Origin of the sequence: Marinobacter sp. MBR-99 (assembly GCF_040547575.1) — a bacterium.
Lineage (GTDB): Bacteria > Pseudomonadota > Gammaproteobacteria > Pseudomonadales > Oleiphilaceae > Marinobacter.
In genome coordinates this window covers 13,763-29,615 of the sequence record NZ_JBEPPY010000030.1, presented here as the reverse complement: position 1 = coordinate 29,615, position 15,853 = coordinate 13,763, and the positions used below count along the sequence as shown (strand labels likewise).

At 58.5% G+C, this 15,853-nt stretch carries 13 protein-coding genes and 2 pseudogenes; 10 read left to right on the top strand and 5 right to left on the bottom strand.

The features are described from left to right. Positions 1–222, top strand: a pseudogene (locus tag ABIE59_RS19075) (hypothetical protein); the annotation flags it as partial. Positions 223–268: 46 nt separating this feature from the next. On the opposite strand, the gene ABIE59_RS19070 reads toward ABIE59_RS19075, so the two are convergent. Next, positions 269–1,342 carry a phospholipase A gene (locus tag ABIE59_RS19070; protein WP_036149235.1) on the bottom strand — a complete coding sequence of 358 codons (1,074 nt, stop codon included), beginning with the start codon at positions 1,340–1,342 and terminating at the stop codon, positions 269–271. Positions 1,343–1,572: 230 nt separating this feature from the next. Beyond that, positions 1,573–1,937, bottom strand: a pseudogene (locus tag ABIE59_RS19065) (transposase); the annotation flags it as partial. Between the two features lie 350 nt (positions 1,938–2,287). Here ABIE59_RS19065 and ABIE59_RS20025 point away from each other — a divergent pair. The 3 genes from ABIE59_RS20025 to ABIE59_RS19050 all read left to right on the top strand — a co-directional run bounded on the left by ABIE59_RS20025 (position 2,288) and on the right by ABIE59_RS19050 (position 3,060). Continuing rightward, on the top strand, positions 2,288–2,410 hold the full coding sequence (locus ABIE59_RS20025) for a helix-turn-helix domain-containing protein (protein ID WP_431474633.1): 123 nt from the start codon (positions 2,288–2,290) through the stop codon (positions 2,408–2,410). Between the two features lie 79 nt (positions 2,411–2,489). Beyond that, positions 2,490–2,783, top strand: a complete 294-nt coding sequence (locus ABIE59_RS19055) for a type II toxin-antitoxin system RelB/DinJ family antitoxin (RefSeq protein ID WP_011784162.1) — start codon at positions 2,490–2,492, stop codon at positions 2,781–2,783. Further along, complete coding sequence (locus tag ABIE59_RS19050; RefSeq protein ID WP_011784161.1) at positions 2,776–3,060, top strand: type II toxin-antitoxin system RelE/ParE family toxin; 285 nt, start codon at positions 2,776–2,778, stop codon at positions 3,058–3,060. The genes ABIE59_RS19055 and ABIE59_RS19050 overlap by 8 nt, the downstream gene beginning before the upstream one ends. A gap of 77 nt (positions 3,061–3,137) precedes the next feature. On the opposite strand, the gene ABIE59_RS19045 is transcribed toward ABIE59_RS19050, so the two are convergent. After that, positions 3,138–3,572 (bottom strand): universal stress protein, encoded by a 435-nt coding sequence (locus tag ABIE59_RS19045; RefSeq protein ID WP_011784160.1) that lies wholly within the window; start codon positions 3,570–3,572, stop codon positions 3,138–3,140. Positions 3,573–3,719: 147 nt separating this feature from the next. Here ABIE59_RS19045 and ABIE59_RS19040 point away from each other — a divergent pair, with 147 nt between their 5' ends. The 4 genes from ABIE59_RS19040 (at position 3,720) to ABIE59_RS19025 (ending at position 7,633) form a co-directional block, all read left to right on the top strand. Then, positions 3,720–4,190, top strand: coding sequence for a MarR family transcriptional regulator (locus ABIE59_RS19040; protein ID WP_354449328.1), 471 nt, complete (start codon positions 3,720–3,722; stop codon positions 4,188–4,190). Between the two features lie 13 nt (positions 4,191–4,203). Then, a complete protein-coding gene (locus ABIE59_RS19035) occupies positions 4,204–5,394 on the top strand; it encodes an HlyD family secretion protein (RefSeq protein ID WP_198324799.1) in 1,191 nt (396 codons plus the stop codon). Next, the gene (locus tag ABIE59_RS19030) at positions 5,387–7,018 is read left to right on the top strand and encodes a DHA2 family efflux MFS transporter permease subunit (protein ID WP_354449326.1); all 1,632 of its coding nucleotides are present in this window, start codon (positions 5,387–5,389) and stop codon (positions 7,016–7,018) included. The genes ABIE59_RS19035 and ABIE59_RS19030 overlap by 8 nt, the downstream gene beginning before the upstream one ends. A gap of 219 nt (positions 7,019–7,237) precedes the next feature. Continuing rightward, positions 7,238–7,633 carry an ectoine synthase gene (locus ABIE59_RS19025; protein ID WP_091703156.1) on the top strand — a complete coding sequence of 132 codons (396 nt, stop codon included), beginning with the start codon at positions 7,238–7,240 and terminating at the stop codon, positions 7,631–7,633. A gap of 107 nt (positions 7,634–7,740) precedes the next feature. Here ABIE59_RS19025 and ABIE59_RS19020 read toward each other — a convergent pair whose 3' ends face one another. Further along, on the bottom strand, positions 7,741–8,163 hold the full coding sequence (locus tag ABIE59_RS19020) for a TetR-type transcription factor C-terminal domain-containing protein (protein WP_354449323.1): 423 nt from the start codon (positions 8,161–8,163) through the stop codon (positions 7,741–7,743). 221 nt (positions 8,164–8,384) lie between these two features. Between ABIE59_RS19020 and aupA the strand changes: the two genes are divergently transcribed. Both aupA and ABIE59_RS19010 read left to right on the top strand, forming a co-directional pair. Continuing rightward, positions 8,385–9,725, top strand: coding sequence for an alkane uptake protein AupA (gene aupA / locus ABIE59_RS19015; protein ID WP_354449321.1), 1,341 nt, complete (start codon positions 8,385–8,387; stop codon positions 9,723–9,725). Positions 9,726–9,736: 11 nt separating this feature from the next. After that, entirely contained in the window at positions 9,737–12,934 is a 3,198-nt protein-coding gene (locus tag ABIE59_RS19010; protein WP_354449319.1) for an Ig-like domain-containing domain, read from the top strand. A gap of 166 nt (positions 12,935–13,100) precedes the next feature. On the opposite strand, the gene ABIE59_RS19005 is transcribed toward ABIE59_RS19010, so the two are convergent. After that, positions 13,101–15,737, bottom strand: a complete 2,637-nt coding sequence (locus ABIE59_RS19005) for a helix-turn-helix transcriptional regulator (protein ID WP_354449317.1) — start codon at positions 15,735–15,737, stop codon at positions 13,101–13,103. Between the last annotated feature and the right edge of the window lie 116 nt (positions 15,738–15,853).

Below are 15,853 nucleotides of genomic sequence, written 5' to 3'. Positions count from 1 at the left end.
TCCGGGGGCTCGACGCCGCGCGAGAGCATGCCGGAGGCCGTCCAGTACATCATGCTCGCCGCGCCCAACACCCACTTTGTAATGCTGGCCCAGGCCATTCTGTATCGTAGCGCGGGCCTCGCCACCGTGTGGCCGCAATTCCTGGCCATCGCCGTTATCGGGAGTACCCTTTTTGCCTTGGCCCTGACCCGCTTCCGGCGAACACTCAGCACCATGGCCTGACGGACCTGATGCATGGCAGCGTGGAGTTGCGCCGGGCACACTCCGACTAGAACCAGTTATTCAGCAGAATCCCCACGCCAAACCGCTCGATACGCTCGTTATAATCAATCAGACTCTCCCCATACCCGTTGTAGTACTGGAAAAAGCCCTTCATCGTATCCCCCATCGGGAAACTGTACCCGAACTCCACCGACGTCCGATTGGTAGAACGCATATTGTTCAAAAGCTTCAGCGAGAACGTGCGGTCCTCTGTCAGCTTGTAAACCGCGTGGTAACTACCATGTCCGAGATACTTCTCGATATCCGAGTTGTCGTCATCGCTGCCACTCTCCGGCAGCCGGAACCAGGGGTTAACCATAAACAGCCAGCGGTCATAGCTGTAAGCCGCGGTGCCCATGATCCGGTTCCAGCTGCGCGACCGGGGTTCTGATTGACCGTTAGACTGGTGATTGAAGCTCAGAGACACCGCACTCAGAGTGCCAGGCCCAAGATCCCAGTCCAGCCGGTGCCGGAAGAAAATCTCGGGCTCGTAGTTGGTTTCACGGAAGGGAGCGGAGTCTTTGGTGTTGTACACCTGCCAGTAGGACTGCTGGGTATAGCCAAACCAGAAGGTGGTTCGATCATCAAAAATGCCAGTCAGCAGTGGAATCTTGAAACTGATCTGGTATTTCGCCTCTTCCTCTTCCAGAGCGAAGTCATAGCCGGCGGGGCCCAGTCTCGGGCTGGTGGGCCTTGGGTTAGGGTCGTCCACATAGGTGAATGGCAGGATGTAGTTGGGGCGGTGGGTCACAAAACTGCCGGTGAATGAAAAAATTGCCTTCTCCGCGGTCAGGTAATTATCCACCAGGGCTGTCATCAGACCGGTGTCTGAGTCGTCCTCAAGAGCATCGCTGACGATCTGCTCCCGCCGGGCATCATCAGCCACCGGAATAGCGGCTTCCTCATCCGCCTGCTGTAACGTGTCTTCGTCCGCCGCTTTTCTGGCGGCAATGGGGTCATTCTGGGCGTCATAGCAGGCAAGTCGCTGGATGCCGTCCCGGATCAACGCACAGTTAACGGTTTCTTTCTGTTCATCCGGTGCAGCCTGAGCTGCCACCGTGGGGCTGGCCATCGCGAACATCAGCGTAAGCGCCCAGGCTGCTGAAAAACCGTAAGGATATCTTTTCATCGCGTCTTCTCAATTGGCAGCGGTCAGGCTGATCCAGGTGTTGGCAATGCTGCAAATCCGGACCCCAGCAGGCTCAATGCCAGCAGAAGAAAAATCAGCTTGTGCCGGATGTTAGCTTAACCGCTGGCTGACACAACCCAGCACAGGTACATAACGTCTGTTTCTTCGCCGTGAAGCAGGCTGCGAGCCTGGTGCATTTCCGGATCGCGTTTTCTGGCCCGGTTTTTCGTGGACGGCGATGCGGCAAGCAGCGTCGCGTCCACCACGGTGCCCTCGCGTAGCATCAGCCCCTGCCCAGCCAGATGAGCGTTGATCGCCTCAAACAGCTTGCCGGTGAGCCCTTCGCGCTCCAGCAATCGGCGACACTTGAGCAAGGTGGTCGCATCCGGTGCTGACTCCCGGCCAAGGTCAATGCCAACGAAACGCCGGATCGCCTGATTGTCGTAAATCGCATCCTCGATGCCTTGGTCCGAGAAGCCAAAGCACTGTTGGGGCCACTAACATACAGCCGCAACATTCGTCCCAGGCCCATGGGTGGGCGCCCCCGGCCCACCGCCTTTGGGGTAAAACGCTTCCAGTTACGCTTCCAGCGCATCCCACGGAGGCCTGCACGGTCCCCAGTTTGAGCGAACCGGCAATGTGAATAATGTCATCCCAGTGCTATTCGATCTTGTATTGACGCAACTCCGGGCCAGCTCATCAAAGAGTTCGACAACATGGGTGTGGCTATCCGGTTCCTCGACGATGGGATCAGCACCGAGGGGATCATGGGCAAGATGGTAGTCACCATCCTGTCGGCCGTGGCCCAAGCCCGAGCGTCAGCGCATACTGGAACGCACCAACGAGGGCCGCCTGGAGGCCAAGGCCAAAGGGGTCAAGTTTGGCCGTAAACCCAGGGTGGACAAGGATAGAGTCCGTGCCCTGCACAGCCAGGGAGTGGGGGCTACGGAGATCGCCAGGAGGTTAAAGATAGGCCGGTCAACAATCTATAAAATACTGGCATCTGACCAAACGCAGTGATTTTGCTAATATCTACAGCTTGACTGTATCGCATTTGAGATACAAAGTAGAGTTACGCATGACAAACGGAGAATTCATCATGGCTCACACTTCAATGCTGCACGTTCGTGTGGACGACGAGCTGAAGGCTGATGCAGCGGAAAAGCTCGCCAGCTTCGGCTTGACGGTATCAGATGCCGTCCGCATCCTTCTAACCCGCGTAACCAAAGAGGGCGGATTGCCCGTTGGGTTAACGGCTGATCCGGAAGCCCATGACGCCTGGTTCCGCGATAAAGTGAAAGAGGCCCTGGCTGATGCCCGACCTACCGTTCCTCATCAACAGGTAATGGATGAGGCACAAGCGTTGATCGACAGAAAGCGTCGCCGTGCCTGAACTGGAATGGCTGGAACTGGCTCGTACCGATCTGCTAGGGATTGTCGATTACATCTCTGATGACAATCCCGATGCAGCACAGCGCGTAAAAGATGATATCGAGATGAAAGCTGAAAAGCTGCCGGAGTTCCCCACAATAGGCCGCCCTGGTCGGGTTGAAGGGACCCGGGAACTCGTCGCCTGGTCGAACTATATCCTCGTGTACCAGGAGGATGCCTTGACGGTACGAATACTGCGCGTGTTACATGCTGCGCAGCAGTGGCCGCCAACCGATTAACACCTGAATCAAGGGCTTTCTCCTCAGCCTAGCCGGCGAAGACCTTGATGAAGACCCTGCGACATATTCCTTGACAACTACCGGTCCGCAACGGCCACCAGCAGGCTGCATGGCGCGTGGGCGAGCAGCGAAGCGCCGACGGAGCCGTGCCACCACCGGGCCATCGCGCTCTGTTCACGGTGACCGACCACGACCAGATCCGCGCCGACCTCGTGCGCCATTCGGCCGATCTCCTCGGCGGGGTTGCCCGCAGCGAGGCGCGTGTCGACGGAAAGCCCCGCCCGCCGCAGCGCTTCCGCGCCCTCCGTCAGCACGCGGCGCACTTCCTGATATTCTCGCTCCGGCAGGTCTGAGGGTGCCGCCGCTTCAGCGAGCGCGACACCCAGTTCATGGGTGACGACGGCGAGGAGATAGACACGAGCCTGGCAAAGCGAAGCCAGCTCGGCCCCCTGGTCCAGCGCCTCACGGCCTTGCCGGCTGCCGTCATAGGCTAGGAGGATCGTCCTGTACATCGTGGTGCTCCTTTCTGTGATCGGGATGGAACGCCTTTCCCGGTCCTCTGCTCTAGACAGTGCTGCCTTCGGGGCTACATCCCTCGCCATTTGATACTTAGCTATCTATTGATTATAGTACAGCTACATAATGATGCAGGCAATGAGATGACGAAGCCACTTCACGATCAGGAACAATTCGGCCTTCGCCTCGGGCTGGTCGCCCGGCTGTGGCGCGCCGAAATCGACCGGCGGCTGGCCACCTTTGGCCTCACCGAGTCCCGCTGGTTGACCCTGTTACATCTCTCTCGCCTGCCCCAGGCGGCAACCCAGCGTGAATTGGCCGAGGCGGTCGGGGTGCGGGGGCCGACCCTGGTACGCGCGCTGGACCGGCTGGAAGCGGAGGGGCTGATCGAACGCCGCACGGAAGCCGCCGACCGGCGCACCAAATCGGCTCACCTGCGTGCGGAGGCTGCCCCTGTTCTGGAACGGATCGAAGCTACCACAGCGGCGGTGCGGGCGGAAATCTTATCCGACCTGTCCCATGCCGAGGTGGCGACCTGTCTGAAGGTCTTCGAGAAGATCGCCGACAAGCTGGGCGGCACCCCAAGGGCGATGCAGCCTGTGGACAAAAACTGATGAGAGCTAGAGCGTGAACCAGCATATGACCCACCGGGAACACCAGGACGACGATCAGGAAACCGATCTACGCACCGCCCCCGACAAGAAGAGGGAGGCTGAGTCAGAGACGGCTTTACCTCCTGCCCGCCCTCGGCCATGGCGATGGTATGGCGCGATCCTGGCGACGCTGATCGTTCTCGGAGGTGGCGGCTGGTGGCTGTATCAGCAGCTCACCCATGTCGTTGTGACGGATGCCCGTGTCGCCGCCGACATTGTTGCCATGAGCAGCCGGGTTCCCGGTTGGGTGACGGTACTTGAAGTGACCGATGGCGATGCCGCGCAGAGAGGCAGGGTTTTGATCCGGATCGACGACCGGGAAAGCCGTCTCCGTGTCGAGGCGCTTGACGCGCAACTCGCCGGGATTGCCCGCCGCCGCGAGGAGATCGAAGCGCGCATCGCACTCACCGACCGTCAGACACAGAGCCGCATTACCGCCAAACAGGCAGCGGTGAGGGCGGCAGAGGCCAGGTTGGCAGCAGCGGCAGCGCAACTCGATCTTGCCAGACAGGAGAATGACCGGGCGGAGAAGCTGGCGCCGAGCGGTGCCATCAACCGTGCGCGCCTGGACCAGACGCGGGCGGCGCTGGAGACGGCAAAGCAGCAGACATTGAGCGCCCAGGCGGACCTGGAAAATGCCCGCGCCGCCCTGGCCGAGGCTGAAGCCGCGCGCGGGGAACTCACGGTGCTGCGCACCCAGCTCGCCGAACTCGGCCCGGAGGAGCAGCGGCTACGTGCACAAAAAGCCCAGGCCGAACTCGACCTGGAAGATCGCACCATCGTCATGCCATTCGACGGCGTGGTGGACCGGGTATTTGTGGACAAGGGCGAATATGTCACCCCCGGCCAACGCCTGCTGATGGTGCATGATCCCGAGCGGGTGCGTGTCGAAGCGAACGTCAAGGAGACCGACATCCGCTTCTTCCGGCCGGGAAAGAGCGTGATGATCACTGTCGATGCCCTGCCGGGGCGGCGCTTTGAGGGCAGGGTCACGCGCGTCGGGCAGTCCGCCACCAGCGAGTTCGCCCTGCTGCCCAACCCCAACCCGAGCGGCAATTTCACCAAGATCACCCAGCGCCTGCCAGTGCGCATCGCGGTGCAGCAGGACGGCGGCGAACTCAAGCCGGGTATGATGGTGGAGCTGGAGGCGAGAGCCGATGACTAGCGCGCCCCGGCCGGACAGTATCGAGGGGCTATTCGCCCGTTTCGGCCCGTCCTATCGCTGGCTGGTCACAGCGACGGTCATGATGGGCACGATCGCCACTATCCTGACCGCCACCATCGTCAATGTAGCCCTGCCGGATATCATGGGCGCTTTCGGCATGGGCCAGGACAAGGCGCAACTTCTCTCCACCGGCTTCCTCGCCGCGATGACCGGGACCATGCTGCTCAATGCCTGGATGGTCGATACCCTCGGCCAGCGCGCGACCTTTATGTTGGCGATAACCATCTTTATCGCCGCCTCCATCATGGGTGGGCTCGCCCCCGCCGAGGGCGTGCTGATCCTGGCCCGTGTTTTACAAGGCGGCGCGGCCGGCATCCTCCAGCCGCTCGCCATGCAGACGATCTTCCAGGTCTTTCCGCCGGAGAAACGCGGGTCGGCCATGGGAATTTACGGCATCGGCGTGGTGCTGGCCCCGGCGCTTGGCCCGACGCTTGGCGGCATCATGGTCGACAGCTTCAGCTGGCGCTATGTCTTCTTCATGGCCGTGCCCTTCTGCTTCATCGGCCTGTTTATGGCCGCGATCTTGATGCCGGGGCGCGCAACCTCCGGTCCGCCGCGCAAATTCGACTGGATCGGCTTTGGACTGATGACGGTGTTTCTCGTGACCCTGCTCAACGGGTTGTCGAACGGGCAGCGTGACGGCTGGATCTCCGACCCCATCCTGCGCGACTTCGCCATCGCCCTGGTCGCGGGCATCGGCTTCATCGTCTGGGAGCTGCGCACGTCCGCACCCATGCTCAATCTCAAGCTCTTCACGAACCGGGTCTATGCGGGCGCCTCCGTCGTGGCCTTCATTTTCGGAGCAGGCATCTTCGGTTCGACCTTCCTGATCCCGCTGTTCGTCCAGACGATCCAGGGCTACACGCCGACCCACTCGGGCCTGCTGCTAATGCCGGCGGGGCTGATTCTGGCCCTGGTCTTCCCCATCGCGGGGCGGCTGACTGACAGGACACCCGCCTATGCCACGGTCATGTTTGGGCTTGTGATTTTCGCGTTGTCATCGTTTCTTATGAGCAACGTGGATACCAATACCTCGTTCTGGCTGTTCGCCTGGTGGATCATGCTGGGGCGTATCGGCCTTGGTTTCATCATGCCGAGCCTGAACGCCGGCGCCCTCAAGGCGCTCCCCATGACGCTACTCAGTCAGGGCTCCGGCGCCATCAACTTCGTGCGCCAACTCGGCGGGGCGTTTGGTGTCAACCTGCTCTCCATCGCTCTGGAGCGGCGATCTCAGCTCTACGTAGACAGCTTCACGGCGGCACAGCATGCAGGCAACAGTGCAACGACCGCTATGCTGCACGAAGTAACCGGCTTGTTTGCACAGGCTGGCGTGCCGGAGGCGATACGCCAGGCCGGGGCGATGAACTATCTTGGCCGCGTGATCTACAGCCAGGGCAACATGCTGGGGTACCGGGACAGCTTCTTTATCGTCGGCGCGATCTTCCTGGCCGCCCTTGTTCCGGCGCTGATGATGCGCCGGAGGTCCACGCCTCCGGCGCTGCCGGCCAGCGAGGCCATGCGTCACCCGCCATCGTCGCAGAACGCGATTCAGCAGAGTCGGTGACGCACGTGTCAAGGGGCCACCTCACGAAACGGAAAATAGCGTACGTTAAGCCTCTCGCGGCGTGCGGAGCGGGCCACACCGGGCAATGACAGCCGGGAAGCGCTAGAGGGGTATGACCAGTGGCAGGAGGAAAGGGCCACTTGAAATATATAGATGCCTAATGTTTATACTATAAAGTTGTTTCACCCGATTCTGACCAACCAACCATGAGATACGCCCATGAAAATCGTTAAAGTTCAGGACATCATTGGTACCGAGCGTGAAGTCAGCGACAAGCAGTGGACCAGCCGCCGCCTGCTGCTCAAGAAGGACGGAATGGGATTTTCCTTCCACGAAACCATCATCAAGGCAGGCTCCGAGCACACTTTCTGGTACAAGCACCACCTGGAAGCCGTTTACTGCGTTGCCGGTAACGGGCGCATCAAGGACCTCGCCACGGGTGAAGTTCACGAGATTACCGACGGTACCCTCTACGCCCTGGACAACCACGACAAGCACACCCTGTACGGTGGCACCGAGGACATGCGCCTGATCTGCGCCTTCAACCCGCCGGTGACCGGCCAGGAAGTTCATGACGAGGACGGCGCCTACCTGCCGGACAGCAGCGATAACTGATCCGCCCTGATAGAGGGCGACTGATCTGACCGCTGGCACACCGCCAGCGCGACTGCTGGCGGTAGCGCTGTTGCTTTGGCTGGTACGTCCATGCCGGAGAATCCCGATTATGCCTGGACACCTTTATTGATCACACCGTCCATAGCGATCTGCCAGATCAAATCACCAATGGCGTCGAGTGACTGGGCCCCGTTCGGGTCGAACCAGGTTGCAACCCAGTTGAGCGCCCCAAGGCCGATAAGGCGAAGCAAACGACCGTCAACATTCTTGCGGACCACGCCCTGCGCAATCATTGTTTCGAGGATACCGGCCCACAGGGACTCGTACTGGTCACGCAGTTCGATGATTTCCTCGCGAGCCTCCGGGCCCAGCGCCCGCCATTCAAACAACAGCACGTAAACCGCATCCGAATCTAACAACAGGGCTCGCAGATGTGCGTTGATACAAAGACGCAAACGCTCAACCGGGTCGTCCGAGCTGGCGTAAGCCGACTCGACCTCTGCGGTAACCAGGTCGACTCCCCGGCGCATCAGCTCGACAAGCAGCGCTTCGGCAATCTACTTGAGCGACGTCCTTTCAAAACCTTTCTCACGAAAAAGCCTGGCTGCGTTAAAGACGATCTGTGGCGTCAAGAGGGCCAATGTTCCGAAAAAACAGTTTAAGTAAGCTTTTTTGCTGAACAGCATCTGACCGCCTCAACAAGCGCTGTATAGATGTACTGACAACAATAACGAGAAAACGGAGCATATTAATGCCTAAGACTCCCCTTTTTACTAAGGGCCCTACCTCTTGCCTTGCAATCGCAATTCTGTCCGCTGGGGGTTCTTTTCCCACTCAGGCCAGCATGGGCAACATCGGCACCACCTACGGGGTAATGGCAGCCGACGTGGCTACAGCGCAATCCCTGTCTATGTTCAACGATCAGGTGTCTGCCACTTACTATAACCCGGCTTATCTGACAAAAGATCCCCGGGGAGAGCTGACCCTAGGCCTGCTTCATGCAGAACAGGAACTGAGAGCGGATGGCCCCCTGCGGGATGGCGATGTACTCGCCGACTCGCCGAGCCAGCATGTGCTGATCGGCATGAAAACAAATCTTACATCCTTGACCCGCTTTAAGCACCCCATCTACTTCGGCTTCATCGCGGGAGTGGAGAAGTATGGCAAGGAACTGCTGGCCTTCAGTTCAAACACATCGGAAAGCGGCCAGTTCATGGAGTATGGCAAGGAACCCCTGTTCCTCAACATCGGTGGTGCCACCAACATCTGGCGAGGCATTGATGCCGGCATCTCGGCAAGGGTCACCCTCGAAGCCACGGCCGAGCTCGATGCGATATCGAACCTGGCCGGTGAGACACGACGTGAGCGCCTGTCAGTCAATGCCGAACCCACTGTAAAGTCGATTATCAGTACCTCCATCGACTGGGGCAAAACCTTTTGTGCTGAAAGCGGCTGTTGGTTGAGCGGCTGGGAAACGGCCCTGGCTTACCGCGCAAAATCATCGGCTTCCACCAGTGTCGACGCAAACGTCATTGTCGACCAGACGATTCCCGACCCGGGGCTTGCGCTTGCGGTCACCACGATCGACTCCTTTCAGCCGGAAACCTGGGTCATTGGTACCCAGTATCAGGGTGACGGCTGGCGTATCGGGGGCAGCGTAGAACAACAGAACTGGTCAGAACTGGAAGATGAATTTGCCAGCGACACCATCAAGGATCAGAACCGCCTCTCCCCTGCTGCCCGCATGCAGTTTGACGACACCCTGACTCCCCGCCTCGGTGGCGAGTACATGCTGAACGACAATTTTACCTTCCGTGCCGGCGTCGCCTATGAAGAATCCCCTCTGAAAACCACCCGAAACCCGGAAATCAACTACCTGGACACAGACAAGATTTCTGTCGGGCTTGGCTTAAGCGCCACATTCAACCGCACCCGTCTTCTGGCCTACCCCGTTCGCGTGGACCTTGGTTACCAGTACCAGAAGCTGCAAGAGCGTGATTTCACCATTGTCGACTATAACGGCAATGAAGAAGACGTTACCGCAGACGGCGACATTCACGTGTTCAGCGGTTCGGTTACGCTGAAATTCTGAAGAGGTGCGGCATGAAAAAAACAACCATTGCATTGATTGTCACCACAGCACTCGCAGGCTGCGGGGGTAGCGGAGACAAGCAGACCGTTACCCGGGCTCCGACACCCGGATCGCTGACATTTACCTATCCGGCTGACAGTACGTCCCCCGGCGGCGATCAGCCCGGTGTCACGTCCACCGTCCCCACAACAGCACCGGTCTTCCTGCGCTTCAACAAGTCCATCGATACACCGCTGACTGACCTTCCCGATGTCCTGGTCCTGAAGGATGCCACCGGGAACGAGGTTACCCTCACCGACGTGATGTTCACTGGTGAAGACAAGATGGGGCTGGCGGCAAAGCCGGACACGGCGCTTGCGCCGGGAACCAGCTACACCCTGACCGCAGAGGGCCTTGAGGTTGGCGGCACACCGGTGTCACTGACCGCGGATGGCATCCGATTCAGGACAGCACCGGCCACATCCGGCCCGATTCTGAGCCAGACCGAAGGTACCGGATTTGAACTGGCGCGAACCATTCCGGACGGAGGGAACGACTACCCCGTCACGGACTTTACGACATTCCGGCTTCAGTTTACCGAGCCCGTCGACCCGCAATCGGTGGTATACGGCCAGACCATTCGCCTGACGGACCAGGCCGGTGAACCGGTGAATGCCGAAGTATACGTCAGGGGTCACCGGGTCACGGTGGACCCGGAAGGCTACCTGGACCCCACCAAAACCTATACCCTGAAAGTGACTACCGGCATCAAAAGCGCTCTGCTCGATGATGCCCTGTCCGAAGATCGCACACTGACCTTCAACCCGATCGACTCCCGCTCCCCGACGGGCAAGCGGCAGATTATGGCCCAGGCTGCTGAAACCCTGTCTGGCCAGCTACCGCTGACGGGCGAGGATTACAACTCGGTGAACCTGAGTTCTCCCCTTCTGGGCCCGGACAACCCGACGGCCGTCACCGGCACCGTGTTCGCGGAGCTGGGTTTTATTCCCAAATTTGAAGCGGCCGGCCAGAGCATTCCCCTGAGGATCGACCGGGGCACCCTGCTGACCGGGAGTTCCGTAGTGGTCAAGGTCGCCGGTGCCGTACCGGCCGGGTTTGAATCCGACGCCGTCGAGGTTCGCTTTCTCTCGGACGCCAATGGCTTCCTGATGCCCAATCCCTACACCGATGCAGTGGATGCACCCCGATCGCTCGAACTCTACGTCGATATGGCCCTCAATACCGGGAACACCATTGCCAACGGTGCCCTTGGCCAGCAGCTCATGCACGTGCAGCTGGTGGGTACCGCCATCGTCGAGGACGGCAAGCTGAGCATCGAAGCCGTTGGCGTTATTGAGCCGGACGTGATGGGCATTGACACGGCCTCAGGCCTGATCTCCTTCAAGCTGAACGGCTTCCGCAACGTCGAAGATGCCCCGCTGCAGGCCGGCTTCGCGGACACCGAAGCGCCCTTCATCAAGAGCTGGGTGCCCGGGGATGATAATCAGGACAAGCTTCGCCCGGGCGATAATCTGGTGGTCTACTTCAACGAACCGCTGCTCCCCTCATCCATCCATTCAGACAACATTCAGCTGGAAAAGAATGGAGTACCGGTTGATGCGAACCTGAAAGCCAATGGCGGCAGTGTTGTCATTGATCCCGTGGAGCCGTTGGAGCATGGTCCGGCCTACGTTCTCAGGCTCAATCCCGATGGTGCCTCGTCGCAAAACGGGTCCGGTTTGCGGGATCTGGCCGGAAACACCTTTGCCAGCCAGGTTGCCCTCCCCTTCCAACTCAGCCCGACCGAACCGGGCACGCCAACGGACCAGTCACCGCTTGCCCTGATAACCCACCCGGGGTTCCCCTGTGCCAAAGATATTACCGATACGAATGTCAGTAATGGTAACCAGGGACGTTGTACCGGGGGCAAAGACGATGACGACCTGCTACCCATTGGTCAACTCGAAACCGACAAGCCCATTATCGTCCGTTTCTCCCAGAACATGAACCCGGAAACCATCATCCCCGGCGACAGTCTGACCGTTGAAAGGCAAACGGATACTGGCCAATGGGAAAAACTTGATATCTCCGAATACACCCTCACCACCGAGCCACGGTCCCTGACCATTACGCCCCTGGTTCCGTGGGAGACAGGCAGGCTTTACCGCTATACGCTGAATGCCAATGACTCCGCGATAGAGTCAGCCGCGGAGCTGCCTCTGCAAACCGTCCTGCTCACCCAGGATAAATGGGAGGCAACCCACAGAACCGAGGGCGGCACGGCGCTGGTGAACTACTTCACCGGCATCGAGAAAAAGAATGCCACCTACCTGCCGCTGAGAAACCTGCCGGCGGCCGATGCCAATGCGGATCTGGACTATACAAAAGATCTTGAGGCCGGCTCTCAAGCAGGAGAAAGCGTTGCCAACGCGGTAGGCCTGGCATCCAATGGGGTCAGCTCACTGGATCCTCCTCAACAGGATTCTCTTGTTGTTGACGCTGGAATTGGATGTGAAGTCGGGGAAAGCTGCCCGGAAGACAAGTTCATTTATCTGACAGCCATGCTCGATACCATCGTAGCAGGACAGCCGGATGAGCAGGGCCGGGTACCGGTGGAAATTCTGCCCTCTGTGTTAGCCACCACATCCACCGATGTGTGGGCCAAAATAGATACTACGTTGTTGGATTTGTTTGCCCAGTTCAATATCGCAAACACCGGCATTGAGGCCAACGAACGTATCCCGACCGGCCCGCTCATGATGCGCATAAGATACCCAAGGGATGCCAATGGCAATGTGGAACCGCTGAATGGCTTTCTCTATACCAACGATCAGGGTCAGTTTACCTTCGAGCTCATTCTGGACGTCTATCTGGATGCACCTTACCTCAACCCGAGCATTGGCCCGGCCTATCTTGACCATAACCTGCGCAGCTATCCCATTCACGACCTGGGTGGTGACCGCCTGACGCTGAGAGGGCCTGTGACCTTTCTCCCGGATGGCCGCATACAGATCCAACTGCTTAATGTCGAGAAGGTCCCGATTGACGTTGAAGTGCGGGGAGATATTAAGCTCAACTCGAACAATGTAGGTGGTATATGCAGTCTGGTTCCTAACCTTTGTAACCCGCTCATCGATTTGCTGGGACTGAACGCAAACACCGTCATCCGTCTTGAAATCCCTGAAGGTAAGCTTTCTCTCACCTATCTCTCACCAACGACACAGCAGTAACCCCCAAAAAGCCCTGGCTTACCAGCCAGGGCTTTTTGTTTGCCCGGCGAAGCCGGGCCGCCTGCCAGCGCCGCGAAAAGGTGGCACTCTCTGCCCATACACCCCTGCCCATACACCCCTGCCCATACCCCGGCTCCGCAACCAGCAGAGCACCGGTTACGTCTCACTATAAGAGTCCGCGCAGTCGCGCTTCAGTGACCGCCTGAACCCGGTTGGTTACTTCAAGCTCGCTGAAAATCTTTTTCAGGTGCCACTTGACAGCATCCTCGGTCACAAGAAGCCGCTCAGCGATCGCTTTGTTGGTCATTCCGTTGCTTATGCACTTCAGTATGGAAATCTGCCTGACCGTGATAACGGCGTCGGTATGCCCCGGTACCGGTGCAGCGCTGAGGTCGCCTGCCCGGACTTCCGGGTCCTTTGTAGTGGCTGCTTCAGCGGTGTCCGGCAGGTCATCAAAAAGATTCCGGGCAAGGGGACTCAGGGAAAGCAGCGCTTCTTTTATCCACAGCGGTGTAAAGTGGCAATTCAGATGCTCCGCATGCAGGTTGGCATCAAGCATCATGCGCTTCGCCGGTTTTGAGGAACCGAGGGCAAAGGCTGCCAGGGCCTGGCAATACTGAGCGGCGACCCTGGTTCTGGCATCTGAGATGGCACTGGCAGCCTGAAGCGCCTCTCTGGCATAGTTCCCGGCCACACCAAACTGCTTCCCAAGCCTTAGCCTGTACATTGAGCGCACTAAAGCAATGTGCGCCTGAATGGCCCGGTTTTGATTCGGCGTAAATGTCAGCTCGGATTCATCGGGAAGTATCGGTGGCTCCAATTCCTCGTTGTTCAGGAGAGTGAACTCAGCCAGCTGAACTTTCGTCAGGATATTGAGGCGTGGGAGCTCGCGCTCGCTGGCGGCCAGGCGGGCTTGCTCCAACAGGGCCATGGCTCTGTCCCGGAATCCCTGGTGGTACAGCAAACGGCTGCAGGTCTGTGTACATCCCCACAGAATGTCGGTAACGCCATAATTCAAGGCGAAATCAAAGGATGCCTGTGCAGATTCCGGGGAAACCAGGTGATGATCCTGTTCGAGCAGGATTTGTACCTCAAGAACACCAAGCATCTTGCTTAAAAAGCTTTTTGGTACGCCAATCTTTTCTGCGGTTTTATCCGCCTGACGCAACAGGTGCATTGCCCGGACCATGTCGCCTTTGAACAATTCTGTCTGAATTTCCGCCGTTTTAAGCCAGATAAACGCGTAGAATTGATTGGATGACTGATTGGCCACAGCCGCCTTGTGCAATAATTCTTCTAACTCTTCAAAGCGGCGATCGCTGGAGGCAATGAATGCCTGGCATGTAAGGGCCGCGCCTTTACCCACCAGGTTGCGATCGCCAAAGGCGTCAATCCACTTTTCACAGAGCGCCTGACTCTCGGGCAATTCATCGTGTGTGGCTTTACCTATTGCCTTGACCAGTTCCCGCCACCCTTCCTCATCAAGGCTGCCCAGCCCCCTGGAAATCGGATGGCGGGAACTCGCCAGCATTTCCTCTGCCTGCCGCGCTTGCTGGCTGAAATACAGAGTCCAGGCATAGCCTATGCTTAAGGAAGCGATTTTTTTTATCGTGCGGGCCGGCACCTTTTCAAACCATGTGCGAAGCACTTCAATTTCACCTTGCCGGAGCGCCACATCCAGAATAATGCTGTCACTGACCACGCGCGCCCAGCGATGGTCACTGGCTTCCAGGGCGACGTTGATTGAATGGAGGTACTCTCCCCTGCGCCAATGCCAGAAGGCAACGCGTTTCAGTACATACGAACGGCGCTCCCGTTGAGTGGCGCCAAACACACTGCGCAAATACTCTCTCAGCACAGGGTGCATGGTCAGGCGCTTGCCGGAGGAGGCGGTGGGGACTAAAAGTGCAAATTTTTCGTTAAGAAACGAAATTTCCTGATCAGCCTGCTGCGTTTTATAGACATAGTCATAGCATTCAGCGCTGATCTCCTCGAGCATCGCTGCGTTGCAAACAAACCTTCGCGCATGTCTGGGTAGCACGGACAAGAGATTGTCCCTGAAATACGAGCGGGTTTCCGGCCAGGATGCGGGCGGGAGGTCCGGGTTCGGGGTTTGGCGCATCAGTCTGACGAGTGCGGGCCATCCGCCCGTGGCTTGTATAATGTTGCCTGCTTCGGAGCCACCTATACCCGTTACCTCACCAAGCTTCTCCGGCTCCTTTAGGTCCTCTTCTGTAAAGGCAAGCTCATCAGCACCATAGGTCACAACACCCGTCATCAGCGACAAACGCGGCAATGCCCCGGCGCTGCCGGGCGCAATAAAAAATTTTACATTGCCCGGTGTTTCACAGATCAGATCCTCAATCAGATCCCCGTTATCCGCCCCTTCACCGGGCCCGTCAAGGCAAATTCTTATGGTCTTTCTTGCATTGAACAAGGCGTCCCGAAGCGCTTCGATGGTGTCAGTGTCACTTTTCAGCGCTTCCCGGGATTCAGGTCCTTCAATCTGGTATAAAACCAACGCCGCAAACAGGCTGTCAGTGACTTCGCGCGGGTCCGGGTAGGATCGTCCATTGATATAGACGGCGCTCTCGTGTTCCGGATCACGACGGTTTGCTGCCAGGGCGACCTGTACAGATTTTCCGTAGCCCGGCGGAGCCCGGTACAGAACGACTTTTGCCTCAGGCGTCGCAGAAGCACCCAGGCGCTGGCGGTCTGTACAGCCTTGAGTGATGAAGCGCTGACGACCCCACATCCGGCCGGACATCCTTCGACACCAGTCTTCCAGGCTATGGTGTGTCATGACAGTCAAGTCTCCCGCTTTGCCAGCCCGGAACGCGAGCGCGCCAGGGCATGACGTATATCGACCGTTATCCGGCGCCAAACCTACCCGTTCGGGTAGTTGTTTGACCTCAGTTT